Annotated in this window: 15 protein-coding genes and 2 pseudogenes; 8 read left to right on the top strand and 9 right to left on the bottom strand. The window is 63.1% G+C overall.

The genetic code is table 11. The features are described from left to right. Positions 1-74: 74 nt before the first annotated feature. Genes XdyCFBP7245_RS07045 through XdyCFBP7245_RS07035 form a run of 3 tightly spaced genes read right to left on the bottom strand, consistent with a single transcriptional unit; the run spans position 75 to position 2,582 of the window. Complete coding sequence (locus XdyCFBP7245_RS07045; RefSeq protein WP_104615011.1) at positions 75-458, bottom strand: hypothetical protein; 384 nt, start codon at positions 456-458, stop codon at positions 75-77. A 46-nt stretch (positions 459-504) separates the two neighbouring features. Continuing rightward, positions 505-1,281: a LytR/AlgR family response regulator transcription factor gene (locus XdyCFBP7245_RS07040; RefSeq protein ID WP_104615010.1), complete on the bottom strand. Its 777-nt coding sequence runs from the start codon at positions 1,279-1,281 to the stop codon at positions 505-507. Beyond that, the gene (locus XdyCFBP7245_RS07035) at positions 1,278-2,582 is read right to left on the bottom strand and encodes a sensor histidine kinase (protein WP_104615009.1); all 1,305 of its coding nucleotides are present in this window, start codon (positions 2,580-2,582) and stop codon (positions 1,278-1,280) included. Before XdyCFBP7245_RS07035 ends, XdyCFBP7245_RS07040 begins: the two co-directional genes overlap by 4 nt. A 341-nt stretch (positions 2,583-2,923) precedes the next feature. Between XdyCFBP7245_RS07035 and XdyCFBP7245_RS07030 the strand changes: the two genes are divergently transcribed. Further along, complete coding sequence (locus XdyCFBP7245_RS07030; protein ID WP_104615108.1) at positions 2,924-4,132, top strand: FAD-dependent oxidoreductase; 1,209 nt, start codon at positions 2,924-2,926, stop codon at positions 4,130-4,132. A 49-nt stretch (positions 4,133-4,181) separates the two neighbouring features. Here the strand turns inward: XdyCFBP7245_RS07030 and XdyCFBP7245_RS07025 are convergent. Beyond that, positions 4,182-4,370, bottom strand: a pseudogene (locus tag XdyCFBP7245_RS07025) (hypothetical protein); the annotation flags it as partial. A 504-nt stretch (positions 4,371-4,874) separates the two neighbouring features. On the opposite strand from XdyCFBP7245_RS07025, the gene XdyCFBP7245_RS07020 reads away from it, so the two are divergent. Together XdyCFBP7245_RS07020 and XdyCFBP7245_RS24150 are read left to right on the top strand one after the other, a co-directional pair. Next, positions 4,875-5,381 (top strand): YciE/YciF ferroxidase family protein, encoded by a 507-nt coding sequence (locus XdyCFBP7245_RS07020; protein ID WP_104615008.1) that lies wholly within the window; start codon positions 4,875-4,877, stop codon positions 5,379-5,381. 149 nt (positions 5,382-5,530) lie between these two features. Further along, positions 5,531-5,925: pseudogene (locus XdyCFBP7245_RS24150) on the top strand (response regulator). Here the strand turns inward: XdyCFBP7245_RS24150 and XdyCFBP7245_RS07010 are convergent. Then, on the bottom strand, positions 5,926-6,108 hold the full coding sequence (locus XdyCFBP7245_RS07010) for a hypothetical protein (RefSeq protein WP_342352084.1): 183 nt from the start codon (positions 6,106-6,108) through the stop codon (positions 5,926-5,928). It lies immediately after the preceding pseudogene. A gap of 68 nt (positions 6,109-6,176) precedes the next feature. Then, complete coding sequence (locus tag XdyCFBP7245_RS07005) at positions 6,177-7,457, bottom strand: sigma-54-dependent transcriptional regulator (RefSeq protein ID WP_104615007.1); 1,281 nt, start codon at positions 7,455-7,457, stop codon at positions 6,177-6,179. A gap of 539 nt (positions 7,458-7,996) precedes the next feature. Here XdyCFBP7245_RS07005 and XdyCFBP7245_RS06995 point away from each other — a divergent pair. The 4 genes from XdyCFBP7245_RS06995 (at position 7,997) to cydB (ending at position 10,978) form a co-directional block, all read left to right on the top strand. After that, positions 7,997-8,278, top strand: coding sequence for a hypothetical protein (locus tag XdyCFBP7245_RS06995; protein ID WP_104615005.1), 282 nt, complete (start codon positions 7,997-7,999; stop codon positions 8,276-8,278). 125 nt (positions 8,279-8,403) lie between these two features. Continuing rightward, positions 8,404-8,529 (top strand): hypothetical protein, encoded by a 126-nt coding sequence (locus tag XdyCFBP7245_RS24740; RefSeq protein WP_280523187.1) that lies wholly within the window; start codon positions 8,404-8,406, stop codon positions 8,527-8,529. Positions 8,530-8,561: 32 nt separating this feature from the next. Further along, positions 8,562-9,971 (top strand): cytochrome ubiquinol oxidase subunit I, encoded by a 1,410-nt coding sequence (locus tag XdyCFBP7245_RS06990; RefSeq protein WP_104615004.1) that lies wholly within the window; start codon positions 8,562-8,564, stop codon positions 9,969-9,971. After that, complete coding sequence (cydB, locus tag XdyCFBP7245_RS06985; RefSeq protein ID WP_104615003.1) at positions 9,962-10,978, top strand: cytochrome d ubiquinol oxidase subunit II; 1,017 nt, start codon at positions 9,962-9,964, stop codon at positions 10,976-10,978. Before XdyCFBP7245_RS06990 ends, cydB begins: the two co-directional genes overlap by 10 nt. Before the next feature lie 108 nt (positions 10,979-11,086). Here the strand turns inward: cydB and XdyCFBP7245_RS06980 are convergent, their stop codons facing one another. Together XdyCFBP7245_RS06980 and XdyCFBP7245_RS06975 are read right to left on the bottom strand one after the other, a co-directional pair. Further along, positions 11,087-11,272: a hypothetical protein gene (locus tag XdyCFBP7245_RS06980; RefSeq protein ID WP_170068556.1), complete on the bottom strand. Its 186-nt coding sequence runs from the start codon at positions 11,270-11,272 to the stop codon at positions 11,087-11,089. A gap of 136 nt (positions 11,273-11,408) precedes the next feature. Further along, positions 11,409-12,050, bottom strand: coding sequence for a DUF6766 family protein (locus XdyCFBP7245_RS06975; protein ID WP_104615001.1), 642 nt, complete (start codon positions 12,048-12,050; stop codon positions 11,409-11,411). 249 nt (positions 12,051-12,299) lie between these two features. Between XdyCFBP7245_RS06975 and XdyCFBP7245_RS06970 the strand changes: the two genes are divergently transcribed. After that, the gene (locus XdyCFBP7245_RS06970) at positions 12,300-13,166 is read left to right on the top strand and encodes an SDR family oxidoreductase (protein ID WP_104615000.1); all 867 of its coding nucleotides are present in this window, start codon (positions 12,300-12,302) and stop codon (positions 13,164-13,166) included. 518 nt (positions 13,167-13,684) lie between these two features. Here XdyCFBP7245_RS06970 and XdyCFBP7245_RS06965 read toward each other — a convergent pair. Beyond that, positions 13,685-14,317, bottom strand: coding sequence for a DUF4142 domain-containing protein (locus XdyCFBP7245_RS06965; protein WP_104614999.1), 633 nt, complete (start codon positions 14,315-14,317; stop codon positions 13,685-13,687). Positions 14,318-14,721 lie beyond the last annotated feature (404 nt).

Raw genomic sequence — 14,721 nt, 5'->3', positions numbered from 1 at the left:
ACACCGCGCGCCCCTAAGCCCTGATCGCCGATGTTGCAGCGATCAGGCGACGACGCGACGACAGACGCTGCGGCCTACCCGTGGCACTGCGCAGCGGGCGCATCGCGGCCCACGCAGGTGTGCGCCGCGGCCGGAAGGCCGCGCAGCGCACGCACCTGGCCTGGCAGCAGCGCAAAGCTGTCCAACGTCTTGCGCGCACACGCCGGCGCCGGTGTGCTGCCGCTAGACGCGGCGGTGGGTGTGGCAGCTGGACACTGCTCTTCATAGATCAGGTAATGGCACTGGCCGCTGCTGCTGGCCAGGCAGTGCACATTGGTCTCGGCGTCGGTGACCTGGGTCTTGCTGAAAAGCACGTCGCGGCCATCGCTGGTGGCGCGGGTGATCGAGGTGGTGCCGTTGCGTTCGTGGCAGCCGGCCAGGGCGAGCAGGCAATACACCAGGGAGGCGATCAGGCGCATGGAGGCAGTCCTTTCGTGTCGATGCGGTATGGGGGGAGACGGGGGATTACATGCCGCGGAACAGGGTCATGAACGGCTGGCTGACGGTGAGCGTTTCGCTGCGCCCGCGCAGCGCCAGCCGGCCTTTGCCGGTGTCCTCGCGCACCACCGAGGCCACCGCCTTCATGTTGACGATGGTGGAGCGGTGGATCTGCTTGAACACCTGCGGGTCGAGCACATCGAGCAACTCGCGCAGCGGGGTGCGCAGCAGCGCCTCAGCGCCGGCCGTCATCACCGTGGTGTATTTCTGATCGGCCTGGAAATACGCCACCTCGTCCAGTGCGATCAAACGCGTCTCGCGGCCGCTGGTGGCGGTGAGCCAAGCCAGTGGCGGCGCGACGCCGGGCGCTACCGGACGCGCGGCCAGCTGCTGCAAGAGCGCTTCCAGCAAGCCGTTGTCCGGCTGACCGGCGGCGGCGCGTTGCTGCACGCGTTGCCAGGTGGCCTGCAGGCGGTCGCGATTGATCGGCTTGAGCAGGTAATCCACCGCGCCGTGTTCGAACGCATCGATGGCGTATTGATCGTAGGCGGTGACGAACACCACCTGCGTGCGCGGGCTCACCTCGCGCATCGCGCGTGCCACCTCGATGCCGGTGAGGCCGGGCATGCGGATGTCCAGAAACACCACATCCGGCTGCTGAGTGGCGATGGTCTCCAGCGCGCTGGCGCCGTCTTCGCATTCGCCGACCACCTGCAGTTGCGGGCACACCTCGGCCAGCAGCGCGAGCAAGGACTGCCGCAGCAGCGCTTCGTCTTCGGCAATCACCGCACGTAGCGCGCTCATGCCTGCACCTGCACGGCCGTGGCAGTGTCAGGCAACGGCGGCGGGCGCGGTGCGGCCGGTTGCGCCGGCAAGGGCAGCGTGAGCGTGGCCGCCACGCCGCTGGGGAAATTGGACACGATGGCAAAACTCGCCTTGCCGGCGTAGATCAACTGCAGCCGCTCGCGCAGGTTCTTCAGCCCGATGCCGGTGCCGTGGCTATGGGTGTTGAAGCCTTGGCCGTCGTCGGCCACGGTCAGCGTGGCCTGGTGCTCGTCCAGGCGGCGCGCCAGGATCCACACGGTGCCACCGCCGGGCTTGGGCTCCAGACCGTGCTTGATGGCGTTTTCCACCAGCGTCTGCAACATCATTGACGGCAACGGCAGGCCGCGCAGCTCGTAGGGCACTTCCACCTGCAGCGCCAGCCGTGCGCCCATGCGGATGCGCAGGATCTCCAGGTAGGCCTGGGTGCGTTCGAGCTCTTCGCCCAATGTGGAAGTGGCATCGTCGGCGCTGGGCAGCGAGCGGCGCAGGTACTGGATCAAGTGGCCGATCATGATGTCGGCGCGCGGCGGATCGGTGCGCGCAAGGACCTGGGCGCTGGCCAGCGTGTTGTAGAGAAAGTGCGGTTCCACCTGCGCATGCAGCAGGTTCAAGCGCGCCACGGCCAGTTCCTTTTCCATCACCGATTGCTCGGCAGCGGCCTGCTCGTCGCGACGTTGCTCGCCGACCCGGCGCACCACCGCGCGATTGATCGCCTCGGCATTCTCGTAATTGCTGCCCTCGTCCACCGCGAACAGATCCACCCAGGCGCCGGCATCGGGCTCGCACAACACGGTGACGCTGCTGGTGCCCTGCCCCGGCGCAATGGTCACCAGTACCTGGTTGTGGGTGATGGCAAAGCGCGCAAACAGATTCCAGCGCGACGGCTTGCGGCCTGCATACGGATCGATGCGGCGGATCTTGGCGCGGATCAGCAGGCTGCCGGGCGCGCTTTCGATGTCCTGCACGCGCGGCAAGGCACGCACCGCCTCTTCCACCATCGAAAAGCTGGCCTGCACCTCCAGCGGCACTTCGATCTGCCGCCGCTGGCGGGTGGACAAGGTGGCATGATCCAGCCGCCCGGCGATCAGGCGTACCCGCCGCACGTGGGTGATCGCACTCATCAACGCCAGCGCCAGCGCCAGCGCCAGCAGCACGATGCAGATCAGGCTGAAAAACGCACCGACCGAGTCGAACAGCTGCGCCCACATGATGCCGGCCACCACCAATGCGGCGGCCCAGGCAAACACGATACGCACGATCAGAAAGACGCTGGCAGACACGGGAGGGACTCGTCGAAAGATGGGACGGGAGCGAGCATAGCCGCCGCGTGCCACTGCGAAAGCCCCGGGCGACGAATGGCCGCCAGCGCCACCTCAACTGCCCGGATCGCAGGATGAAACCCGACCTGGCAGGTCGGCGGCACGGGGGCCTGCGCGGTATGCTCGCCATGGGCAAGCAACAGGCCGCTTGCGTGGTTACTGTGCGCTATGCGGCCGAGCACGCTGTCGTGCCAAGCAGCTATCTAGTGCCATCGGGCGACACCGCCGTGTGGCTGCGGAACGTCGGCGCGGCAGACATCGCAGTGGGCCGGCAAATCTCCAACTCATCTCGCAGGAGTCGCATGCAACGCCGTCATTTTCTGCACAGCGCAGGCCTTGCGCTTGCGGCCGCTTCGACCGGCAGTTGGGCTGCCAACGGCAGGGCCGCCATTGCGCCGTCCGCTCCGTTGCCGGCATCCGACGGGCCGGCGATGTCGTTCGCTAACCCGCCTGCACTGGCGCCGATCCGCGCATCGGTCGATCGCATCATCGCCATCGACGGCTGCACCCGGCCGTTCCGTGCGCAAGGCCCCCGCATCGAGGCAGAACGCATCGGGCGTAAGACGGTGGTGCATAACTACGGGCACGGCGGCAGCGGTTGGTCGTTGTCGTGGGGCGCAGCCGAACACACGTTGCGACTGGTGCGCGCAGCCGATGCAAACGTGCGCGCGCTGGCAGTGATCGGCTGTGGCGCGATTGGGCTGACCACGGCGGTGGCAGCGCAACGCGCCGGCCTGCGCGTGCGCATTTATGCCCGCGAGCGGCTGCCGGACGTGCGCTCGTTCTATGCCACCGGCGTGTGGTCGCCGGATTCGCGCGTGTGTACCAGCGAGTACGCTAAAGCCGATTTCAAGACGCGCTGGGAAGAGATGGCGCGGATCTCCTTTCGCCGGTATCAGACGCTGCTTGGTTTGCCCGGCGAGCCGATCGAATGGCGCGATGGCTACGCGCTGTCGGATGTGCCGTTCGATCAACCCATCGCCTCGGCCGAAGCGCACGAGCCGGACTACCCGCCACTGGAGCGCACGCTGCTGCACGACCTTGGCCCGCGCTCGCACGCACTGAGTGCCGGCAGCCACCCGTTCCCGGTGCCGTTCGTGCGGCGCTACAGCCAGCTGACTTTCAACATCAGCGCATATGCGCGGCTGTTGCTGCAGGATTTTCTGCAGGCGGGCGGCGAGCTTTACACGCGCAGCTTCGACGATCCGCGTCAGTTTGCCGACCTGCGCGAAAAAATCGTGGTCAACGCCACCGGCTACGGCGCGCGTGCGCTGCTGGGCGACGACAGCGTGATTCCGGTGCGTGGCCAGACCGCGCGCCTGATCCCGCAACCGGAGGTCACCTACGGGCTGGTCTGGCGCGGCCACAATCTCAACGTGGTGCCGCGTCGCGATGGGCTGCTGGTGCAGGCCCAGGGCAGCAACGACTTCAACAATGCCGATGCAACTCCCGACCGTGCCGCAACCGAAGCGGCAGTGCGCACGCTGGCGCAGTTATTTCCGACAAGCTGAGGTACGCGTCCATCCCGGCGCTATGCACTGCGCCTTGAGCGCCGCACCCATCGCTGAGTGACGCATTCAAGGCGATGGCCAATGCGGCATCGCCGTTAACCAGCGCGTCCCACCGCGAGCGCACGCCCTTGCGTTTGCCTTTTTCGACCAACTTCAAACCGTCGGGGTCGATCACCAACGGATACGCCTGGTCGCCGATCTGCAGTTCGCGACGTAATGGTTTATCCAGCGGAGTCATAGGACATCGCGTGCGGGCGTGTGCATTCGTTGTAGTGCATCGGTCTGCGCTGCAGGACACATGATGCCGACAGGCATGTCATTGCCTGTGTAATTTCCGCGCATGGCCTGTCCGTAACTCGGCAAGAAAGCATCCGTCCTAATGCTGCTGCGCATCCGCACAGCCCGATCAGCGACGGCGATTCGCGCACCATGAAGCGAAACATCTGCCACAGCGCGGCTGTGGGTTAACTCACGCCTGTGTGAGCGATGCGTGCACACATTCCGGTATGGCACAGGTCGTCATCGCACCGGGATCACCGTTTCCACCGATGACGCTAACACTCGCAGGGCTAGCTTAGCAATCACGCGGTACGGCCTGAGGCCAGCTCGACATGACACATGGCAGGGCGCACCAACAAGCAATCGCACTCGCGTTTTTTATCGGACGCGAACAACAAGAACGCGTGACCACCCAGCGGTGAATGCCACGCTTCAAACCTCTGACCCACACCAGGAGCCACCCATGGCGATCAAGACTGTCGAAGAACTTTTCATCCATGAGCTGTCGGACATCTACAGCGCCGAAAAACAACTCACCAAATCGCTGCCGCGCCTCGCACGTGCGGCGACCGAACCGAAATTGAAAAGCGCATTCGAAACCCATCTGGAAGAAACCCAGGGGCAAATCGAACGCATCGACCAGGTGGTCGACGTGCTCGGCATCAAGCTCAAGCGCATCAAGTGCGCGGCGATGGAAGGCCTGGTCGAAGAAAGCCGCGAAGTGATCGAAGAAATCGAAGCCGGCCCGGTCCGCGATGCCGCACTGATCGGTGGCGCACAGAAGGTGGAACATTACGAAATCGCTTCCTACGGCACCATTGCGGCGATGGCCAAGCAACTCGGCTACACCGATGCGCTGCCGCTGCTGCTGGCAACGCTGGAAGAAGAAAAGGCCACCGATGAAAAGCTGACCCTGCTCGCCGAACAGGGCGGCAACCAGAAAGCCGCCAAGACCAGCAAGGCGGCCTGATCCATCTCGCGGGGCGGCACACCGCCGCCCCCCGTTGCCTGCAGCTTGCGGGCACATTCTCAAAACCAACGCTCCACCGTTAGCCAATATGGTTGGTCGGTGGAGCGTCATCCAATCGTCGCAGATTACGGCAGATCATTGCAGCGGTGATCGATAGGGGCTACGGCGCACCGCTGACTGGCCGACGCATCCCGGTGAACGAAGACGATTATCCGTTGGCCGAAGCGCTCGACGATTCGCTCATCAAAGCAGGTACGCGCGCAATGACGCCGGTTGGCAAGATAACGGACGCGCTACCGCTGCCAAACTCCGGACAGGCCATAGATAGTGCGCTGCTGCACGTCGACGTCTGTGGCTATACACGGTTTTTCCGGTTGCCGATGCGCTATTGGCGCGTGGGGTGCCGCTCTAGTTCTGTTCCGGCTACCACCGCTACATACTGCCGCCGCGCGTCGCGCTCCTGTCGTACTGCATGAAGCCGTACAACCCGCGCACCATCACCATGCTGCTCAGCAAGCAGACTCAAGCGGCCGAACGTTACTGATCAGGTGTCGTCGTTTGACGACGCTGGCGGTGGTACCTCTACATGCGGGCCATCAGCGCGCTGCTCGGCGCGCTCCTGTTCGCCCAATTCATTGAGCAACAGGATGGCCGACTGATGTGCAGTGCGTAGCGTCTCCATTGGCTTGGAGGTATCGCCACGCAGGGCATACAGCGCAAAGCCCATCACATTGAGACGGTTACGCAGCTGATGCAGCAGCTCGCGCTGCCGGCCGTGCGATGCAGCATCGCTCACTACGCGTCCTTGTCGCTCAGTCGGTTGTGCAGCGTGCGCACGCTGATCCCCAACTCGCGTGCCGCCGCCTTCTTGTTGAAGCGCGTCCGTGCCAGGGCCGATTCGATCATGGCGTCTTCGGCCTGACGCATGGTCCAGCCGGCCGGAATCAGCAAGCCGTCTTCGTCGGCCTGCGGCACGGTCTGCTCCACATCCGGCGCCGTCAGCAAATCGCCGTCTGTGCGCAGATACAGATAGTGGATGAACGAGCGCAGCTCGCGCACATTGCCCGGCCAGGTGTGATACGCCAGATAGCGCAGCAGCGACTTGGTCGGCAGCTTGCGCTTGCCGTATTTGACGTTGAGTTCGTCGATCACGCGCAGCCCCAGCACGCGCGCATCGCCGCGGCGTTCGCGCAGCGCCGGCACCTGGATCGGGTACTCGTTGAGGCGGTAGAACAAGTCCTCGCGCAGCACGGCGTGCTCGCGCTGCACATGCTGGTGGGTGGCCGCGACAACGCGGGCATTGAGCGGAATCTCTTCATTGCCGCCAACGCGCATGAAACTGCGCGACTCGATCGCCCGCAGCAGATAGACCTGCAGCCGCTTGGGCATCTCGCCGATCTCATCCAGAAACAGCGTACCGTCGTCGGCCTGTTCCAGAAATCCGGCGTGCCGGCGATCGGCACCGGTGAAGCTGCCGCGCTCGTGGCCGAACAGCTGGCTGGCCAGCAACTCTTCCGGAATCGAGCCGCAGTTGACCGGCACGAAGCGACCGCGACGGCCGGACACCCGGTGGATGGCACGGGCGACCAGATCCTTGCCGGTGCCGGTCTCGCCGGTCACCAGCACATTCAAATCGGTCGGCGCCACGCGCACGATGTCCTTGCGCAACAGCACGATGCTGTCGCTGTTGCCGATGATGCCCAGATTGCCTTGCTGCGCGTCGCGCAGGCCGCCCAGCACGCGTTCCAGGCGCTCCGGCGCAAAGGGCTTGGTCAGGAACTCGCTGACGCCGAACTGCTGCGCGCGGCCTTGGGTTTCATAGGCGTAATCGCCCGACACCACCACGATCTTCGGGGTGTGGTCCGGGTCCAACCGCTCGATGAGATCGAAACCGCTGCCGTCGGGCAGGCCAACGTCCACGACCAATAGATCGGGGAAATTGCTGTCCAGCCAACGGCTGGCTTCGCCAAGCGTGTGGATGCCCTTGGCACGGAAGCCGCTATCGGTGGCTAACTCCACCACCTGATCGCAGAACTCCACGTCGTCGTCGATGATGGCGCAGGAAAGACGGTCCATGAGCGCTTTTGTCCGCAATGACTACTACATGTTCAGTTGAGAATTGTGACAGCGGCGCGAAAAATACGCCTGCGCATCACCACGAGATTGCTCGCTGCAGTCACGACCATCGTGATCGAACGGCGCTCTTCCCCCAAGTCGAGCTCGCCGTGTCATGCGCGCAGTACGCATGGCTGGGCAGCAATTTGCCAGTGCCAAGCGTCATGGTCGGGGTCGGTCGCCGCGTCGGGCATGCCGAAACGCCAAACAGTGCAAGGTTTGCCGGCACTGTTGCCGCGCATTCTTGAGGCGCACCGTCGGGCTCAACGCAATGGATCAGTTCGCTTGTGCTGTTGCATCCATCGCAACCGGAAGTTTAGCCGGCGCCGACGTGAGCAGATGCCGAGTGCTGTCAGACCAGTCGACCAGTCAAAGTAGTGGCCTGAGGCGTGATCCATTGCCGGCGCGTGCCGTGTGGAGAAGGCGTGTAGGCCATCCTCACAGCAACGTACTTTCGACGCGCAACCATTGCTTCCCGACTTAGCCGCGCGAGGTGTCTCATGCAAGCAGTTTCGGTACATCGCCACGCCGATGTGCAAAGTGAATTGACGTATTGGCGGGACCAGCACCGACGCGGCCAGCTCGGCTATCACCCCTTCGATGGCATCCCGGAAGGCACCGTGCGCGCAGTCTGCGAGGCGTACAACACGCAGCCGGACCTGACCGAATCGCAAGCGGTCAAGGCTGTGCGCGAGGCCCTGTGTTTGACGCCAGGTTCGACCAATGCAGCCCTTGCCGACTGGCTGGCGCCGCGCTGCCTGCGGCATTTGCGCAGCGCGTAGCCAGCGCACCGACACAGGTCTGCAGACGCGGGCACGGATGCCGAACGCAACAACACAACCCGACCGCAGTGGCACTGCGGTCCAGCCACCCCCACCCTGCTGCCGCATGCGGCCACGCTTGCAGCTTGAACGATCGTGAAACGTTAAGCGTCAGAGCCGCGCATTTCATCGCCACCTATCCGCACATCAGCCTCGACCATACGATCACCGTGACGCCCGTCATTGCCATCACCACGCCAGTGCCGTCGTAGACGCATCCTAGCCCGGCATCAGGGAGATTCCTGTGGAAGCGCTGCTGTTGTCCCGCATCCAGTTCGCCTTCGTCATTTCGTTCCATGTGCTGTTCCCTGCCTTCACCATTGGCCTGGCGAATCTGCTGGGCTTTCTGGAATGGCGTTGGCTGCGCACGCACGACGAGGGATGGAAGCGGCTGTATTTTTTCTGGTTGCGCATCTTCGCCGTGTCCTTCGGCATGGGCGTGGTCAGCGGTATCGTGATGGCGTTCCAGTTCGGCGCCAACTGGCCAGAGCTCAGCCGCATTGCCGGCGGCGTGATCGGGCCGCTGCTGAGTTACGAGGTGCTCACCGCGTTTTTTCTGGAAGCGAGCTTCCTTGGCGTGATGTTGTTCGGCTGGGGCCGCGTATCGGAGAAGCTGCACTTCTTTGCCACTTGCATGGTGGCGATCGGTACGCTGGTGTCCACTTTCTGGATCCTGTCGTCCAACAGCTGGCTGCATACGCCGCAGGGCTATGCGATGGTCAACGGCATCGTGCATCCGGTGCGCTGGACGCAGATCATCTTCAATCCCTCGTTTCCGTATCGGCTTGCGCATATGGCGCTGGGCTCGTTCATCACCACCTGCTTCGTGGTGGGCGGCGTGGCAGCGTACTACCTGCGCAAGGGCGTGCATCTACCCGACGCTGCGCGCATGTTACGGCTGTCGGTGGCCTTTGCGGCCATCGTGCTGCCAATCCAAGTCATGGTTGGCGACCAGCATGGCCTCAACACGCTGGAACACCAGCCGCTCAAGGTGGCGGCGATGGAAGCGCATTGGCATAGCGAACAAGCCGGCGCCGGCGTGCCGCTGGTGCTGTTTGCGCTGCCCAATGCCGAGGCCGAGCGCAACGACTATGAAGTGGCGATCCCGCGCCTGGGCAGCCTGATCCTGACCCACAGCACCGATGGCGACATCACCCCATTGACCTCGGTGCCGCGCGATCAGCGGCCGCCAGTGGTACCGGTGTTCTTTGCGTTCCGCATCATGGTCGGTCTGGGCATGGCGATGCTGTTGCTGTCCTGGGTCTCTGCCATTGCATGGTGGCGCGGCCGGCTGCATGCAAAAGTGCTGATCCTGGCCTGGAACGTGATGCTGCCGGCCGGCTTTATCGCGTTGGTCGCCGGTTGGTTCGTGACCGAGATCGGGCGACAGCCGTGGGTCGTGTACGGGCTGCTGCGCACCGCCGACGCGATGGGCCCGCAATCGACCGCGACCGTGGCGGTGTCGCTGCTGGTGTACGTGCTGGGCTACGCGTTCGTGTTCGGTTTCGGCATCTTCTATCTGACCAAGCTGGTTCGCGCCGGTCCGCACCCCAGTCGCGATGGTCCGGATGTGGCCGGCGGCGAACACACCCCTGCACGCCCGTTGTCGGCCGCAGACACCGCGTTGGATCAGGAGACCACACCATGGAACTGAGCTACTGGTTGCCGGTGGTGTGGTTTGGCGTCATCGGCTTTGGCGTGCTGATGTACGTGGTGCTGGATGGCTTTGTCTTGGGGTTGGGCATGCTGGCGCCGTTCGCACGCGACGAGCAGGAAGTGGACCTGATGATGAACACCGCAGCGCCGATCTGGGACGGCAACGAAACCTGGCTGGTGCTCGGCGGCGCAGGGTTGTTCGCAGCGTTTCCGACTGCGTACGCGGTGATCCTGTCGGGGCTGTATCTGCCGGTGCTGTTGATGGTGATGGCGTTGGTGTTCCGCGGTGTGGCCTTCGAGTTCCGCTTCAAGGCGCAACGCTCGCGGCCACTATGGACGCTGTCGTTCATCGCCGGCTCGATCCTTACCGCATTCGCGCAGGGCATCATCTTGGGCGCGCTGGTGGAAGGCATGGCGTTGGAGAATGGGCGCTACATCGGCGGAGTGTTCGGCTGGTTCAGCCCGTTCACCATGCTCACCGGCGCAGCGTTGGTGTTCGGCTATGCGTTGCTCGGCAGCACCTGGTTGATCCTCAAGACCGAGGGGCGCACGCACACCCTGGCGCGTCAGCTGACCAAGCCGCTGGTCGGTGTGGTGGTGACCTTCCTTGTGCTGGTCAGCGCGTGGCTGCCGTTCCTGAGCTCGCACGTGATGGCGCGCTGGTTCGCGGATGACAACTTCTGGTGGTTGTCGCCCATTCCGGTGGTGACCGCGGCAGTGGCACTGGCGTTGTGGCGTAGCAGCGACCGCTCGCGCAGCGATGCCACGCCATTTCTGCTGACGCTGGCGATCTTCGTGCTGGGCTTTATCGGGCTGGTGCTGGGTATGTGGCCGTATCTGGTGCCGCCGAGCTACACCATCTGGCAGGCCGCCGCGCCACCATCCTCGCAGATCTTTCCGCTGGTTGGCCTGGTCGTGCTGTTGCCGTTGGTGCTGGGGTATACGGTGTGGTCGTATCGCGTGTTCCGCGGCAAGATCGCCGCCGATGTGGGCTATCACCATTGAGCCCGCTCCAGCGCTACGCAGCGTGGAGTGCCGGCATGACATCGCAACGTGGCAGATAGCACAACGCCAGCATTTGCGGGCGTTATGCTATCGAATTACGAGAGGATCTCAGCGCTTTTCCGATCCATCCGGTCGTTCGTAATCGTGCTCCGGGTCGGCCTTGTTCACGTCACGGTCCTGGTCGGGCATGTCGTGCACCTTCCAGTGCGCATCTTCGTTGCGTCTTTCCTGCGGCGTAAATGGCTTGCTCTGATCGGCGTCAGGGCCCCATGGTTTTTTCGGTTCGGTCCCCATCTGCATCTCCTGCGTCGCGGTGTGATGTCACGCTAGACAGAGGCACATTGCAGTGCGGTGAACGACGCTGTGTGATGGCGTGAAGTGCTCTCTCGCGGGTCCGCCTAGTGTCTGCGCAGCGGGCTTGCGACCACCATCATCCGCCGGTTTGCGAATGTGGCGCCTCGACCGGTTTGGATTGTGGCGAGTCCTTCTGGCGCAGCCAGATCGTCAAGACCACCAGTGAAAACACTGCCAGAAATTCGCTTTGCCAGTTTTGCATCGACTCGAACCAGAACCCGGCATCGGTGAAATGGTCGAGCATACTGATCGGTGGCATGCCCTTCTGTGCACGTTCCAGCAGCTCCAGCCGCCAGCTGCCGATCAGATGCAACACAAAACTCATCAGGAACAGGATGCCAAACGCGATCGCCAGCGAATGCTGGTACAGGCGCAGCCACAGTCCACCGGCACGTACCGGCCACGGCGCAGGGCCTGGCTTGATCGACGTTGGCTCTTCATCGGTGTCGAGCGGGCGCGATTCCGCAGACCCCACCTGACGCAACTTGACCGTCAGCAACACGTACATGCCCATCTGCAAAAATTCGCTTTCCCAATTCTCGAACAGCGCAGACATGAAGTGCGGGCCGTGCAAATAGGCAGCCAGCTGCAGCGTCGGCAATCCATGCTCGCGTAGCTCCGTGTTGTAGGCGTGGAGCCCGGCATAGATCTGGCAGCCGATGAAAAACAAGGTCAGCGCAAGCAGACACAACGACAGCCCGTTACGGCGCAAAAACATGGGAGGTCTCCTGACAATGCGCTCAGTATCGAATGCAGTGAGCAAGAACACATGAAGTTCGCAGCGACGCGCACGCCGATCAATGCAACTCCGTAACCGAACAGACAGCTGCACCACCCACGCGTGGGTCGCCAGCACACGCGCTGCCGACATCGCCTAGCCCGGATGTTTACGTTTGCATGCTCACACTGGCTTTCACCGCAGCACTCGCGCGCTGCACGTCAGCGAACCCAATGTCAGGAGACGATCATGCCCGTACCCAATTACCCGCGCCCGCCATTCAAGCCCCAGCAGCAAAGCTTCCCGGGCCGTACCGAAAAGATGGACCCACGCCCGGACCACGGCGAAGACAGTTACGTCGGCCATGGGCAATTGAAGGGCAAGCGTGCATTGATCACCGGTGGCGACAGCGGCATCGGTGCGGCCGTTGCGATCGCCTATGCACGTGAAGGCGCCGATGTGGCCATCGCGTTTCTGCCTGATGAGCAGGAAGATGCCGCCAAGATCGGAGCACTGATCGAGAAAGCCGGCGTCAAGGCATTGTTGGTGGGGTGCGATATCAGCGATCCTAGCCAGGCAGCCGCATTGATCGACAAGGTCAACAGCACGTTCGGCGGTCTGGATATCCTGGTCAACAACGCCGGCTATCAGCAGTATTTCGAACGCTTCGAAGACATCACATTGGATGAGTGGCGCAAGACCTTCGACACCAACGTCCATGCCGTCTTCAATCTGGTGCGGCTGTCGGCCCCACTGATGAAAGATGGGGGCTCCATCATCAACACCGCCTCAGTGCAATCGAAGAAGCCGACCCCCAACATCCTGCCTTACGCGGCCACCAAGGGTGCGCTGGCCAATCTCACCATTGGGTTGGCGGGCGTGCTTGCCGAAAAGAAGATTCGCGTCAACGCAGTGCTGCCCGGCCCGATCTGGACGCCATTCATTCCCTCCGGCATGGACGAAGAATCGGTGGAGAATTTCGGAGCGCAGACACCGATGGGACGTCCTGGGCAGCCGGTGGAGTTGGCCTCGGCCTACGTCATGCTCGCAGCCGACACGGCCAGCTACACCTCGGGCACGCTGCTGACGATCTCCGGCGGCGCTGTCACGCTTTGACGCGCGTGTAGTGTGATCGCGCCCGCGTCACCCGTGAGGGGAGGCGGGTTTATTTGGCCGAGATAGGGTTGCTGCTGGCTTCGAATCATGCCGCCACCTGCACGACAGCATCAGAAGCACATTCTTCGGCTTGCCGATTCAATCTAACGCAAGACCGCACTGCGTCCAGTCGCGCCAGGTGACTACAGTGCGCAGTCGCGCACCATGCTTCAGTCAAAAAGACAGGCAGCTTTCACTACCTGTCTTATCTACGTTGCGCGATGATCAACTTGGAGTTCAATGTTCGCGCCCAACAGACACGTTACCCAGTGTTCAAAGCACCCGCCTTAGCCGCTGGTCGAACATCACGATGTTGCTGGCTCTAGGGCGGCTAGTAGAGTGTCACCGACTTCCGTCAGATGGGCGTGCAAGCCACTCTCAGAATCGGTTGTACGAGTGGTGCAGCCTGCTCGAGCAACGATCACGTCCACCTGGCGGCGCAGCCGTTTATCAGCTGATCTGATCACTGTTAACTGAGCTTAGTGGGGCTGGGTCTGCTTCGCGCTGAGGGCCTTGGCATGCTCCAGATGCTCGGCGATGGTTTCGCGCATGCGCTGCAGTTCCTTGCCCAGATCGCTGGAGCCCGGCTCGCTGCTCAATTGTTTGTCCAGCAACTCCAGCGCCTGCTCATGGCTGCGCACGGCAGTTTGCAGATACTGCGTTTCGAATGCCTGCCCGTGCAACGCTTGTAGCTGGTCGCGTGCGCTCTTGGAACGCGCAGATGCGGCTTGCCCGAGCGGACCGCTGCGGTCTGGTGCGAAACGGCTGAGGTCGGTCAGTGCAGCGCTATGCGCTTCATCCATCTTGCGTGCGAAATCCAGCAACTCGCCCTCGACGCCCTTGACCACGGCCAGCTGCGCTAGCGTGCGCTCTTGCTCGTTGAAGATGGCCAGCGCGCCCAGCGCCTGCTTGCGGTCGCGTGCATCACCCACATTGGCGCGCAGTGGGTCGCCATGCGGCGGCGTGGTCCCGATGGCAGATTGCGCGGTTTGGCGATCCTCCCGTAAGCCCTGCTCGACTTGCGTGTCCGCTGCCAGACCCTGATGACGCTGCCAAGCCTTATATGCCACATAACCCACGGCGCCGGCCGTCATCATCTTGAAAAGTCCCATGCCTATCTCCTGAGTGATCGCACGTGGCGATCATTGATTGTCGGGCTTGCATCACCGCAGTTGCGTTGCAACGCAGTGCTGCGCGTGAAATCAGCCTGCGAGCGCGCGGGTTATCCAGACGTGACATGCGCATCAACGCGATGTCGTCGAGCAAGCACGTGCACACCGTGCGCACGCAATGTGCTGACCGGCTTAACAGCCCAATGCAAACACTGCACTGCATTGCCGCACCCCGCCGGCCTTCAGGAGATCCACATGCTTGCCCTCAACTACCACGGCTCACGCGATGTGCGGGTCGAAACCGTGCCGGACCCTTAGGTATCCCCACGTTTTTAAGGTACCAGGCTCATCTGCTCGCGCACTGCGTCGGGCAGGGTGCGCAAGCGTTCTAGCCAGCGTGAGAC

It is taken from the genome of Xanthomonas dyei, from assembly GCF_002939865.1.
GTDB lineage: Bacteria > Pseudomonadota > Gammaproteobacteria > Xanthomonadales > Xanthomonadaceae > Xanthomonas > Xanthomonas dyei.
The sequence above is the reverse complement of the archived record's forward strand: the minus strand, read 5'-3'. Positions and strand labels throughout refer to the sequence as shown.

Coding starts and splice junctions, on each gene's coding strand:
- XdyCFBP7245_RS07045 (WP_104615011.1), bottom strand. CDS start 458: ATGCGCCTGATCGCCTCCCTGGTGTATTGCCTGCTCGCCCTGGCCGGC.
- XdyCFBP7245_RS07040 (WP_104615010.1), bottom strand. CDS start 1,281: ATGAGCGCGCTACGTGCGGTGATTGCCGAAGACGAAGCGCTGCTGCGG.
- XdyCFBP7245_RS07030 (WP_104615108.1), top strand. CDS start 2,924: ATGCAACGCCGTCATTTTCTGCACAGCGCAGGCCTTGCGCTTGCGGCC.
- XdyCFBP7245_RS07020 (WP_104615008.1), top strand. CDS start 4,875: ATGGCGATCAAGACTGTCGAAGAACTTTTCATCCATGAGCTGTCGGAC.
- XdyCFBP7245_RS07010 (WP_342352084.1), bottom strand. CDS start 6,108: ATGGGCTTTGCGCTGTATGCCCTGCGTGGCGATACCTCCAAGCCAATG.
- XdyCFBP7245_RS07005 (WP_104615007.1), bottom strand. CDS start 7,457: ATGGACCGTCTTTCCTGCGCCATCATCGACGACGACGTGGAGTTCTGC.
- XdyCFBP7245_RS06995 (WP_104615005.1), top strand. CDS start 7,997: ATGCAAGCAGTTTCGGTACATCGCCACGCCGATGTGCAAAGTGAATTG.
- cydB (WP_104615003.1), top strand. CDS start 9,962: ATGGAACTGAGCTACTGGTTGCCGGTGGTGTGGTTTGGCGTCATCGGC.
- XdyCFBP7245_RS06980 (WP_170068556.1), bottom strand. CDS start 11,272: ATGGGGACCGAACCGAAAAAACCATGGGGCCCTGACGCCGATCAGAGC.
- XdyCFBP7245_RS06975 (WP_104615001.1), bottom strand. CDS start 12,050: ATGTTTTTGCGCCGTAACGGGCTGTCGTTGTGTCTGCTTGCGCTGACC.
- XdyCFBP7245_RS06970 (WP_104615000.1), top strand. CDS start 12,300: ATGCCCGTACCCAATTACCCGCGCCCGCCATTCAAGCCCCAGCAGCAA.
- XdyCFBP7245_RS06965 (WP_104614999.1), bottom strand. CDS start 14,317: ATGGGACTTTTCAAGATGATGACGGCCGGCGCCGTGGGTTATGTGGCA.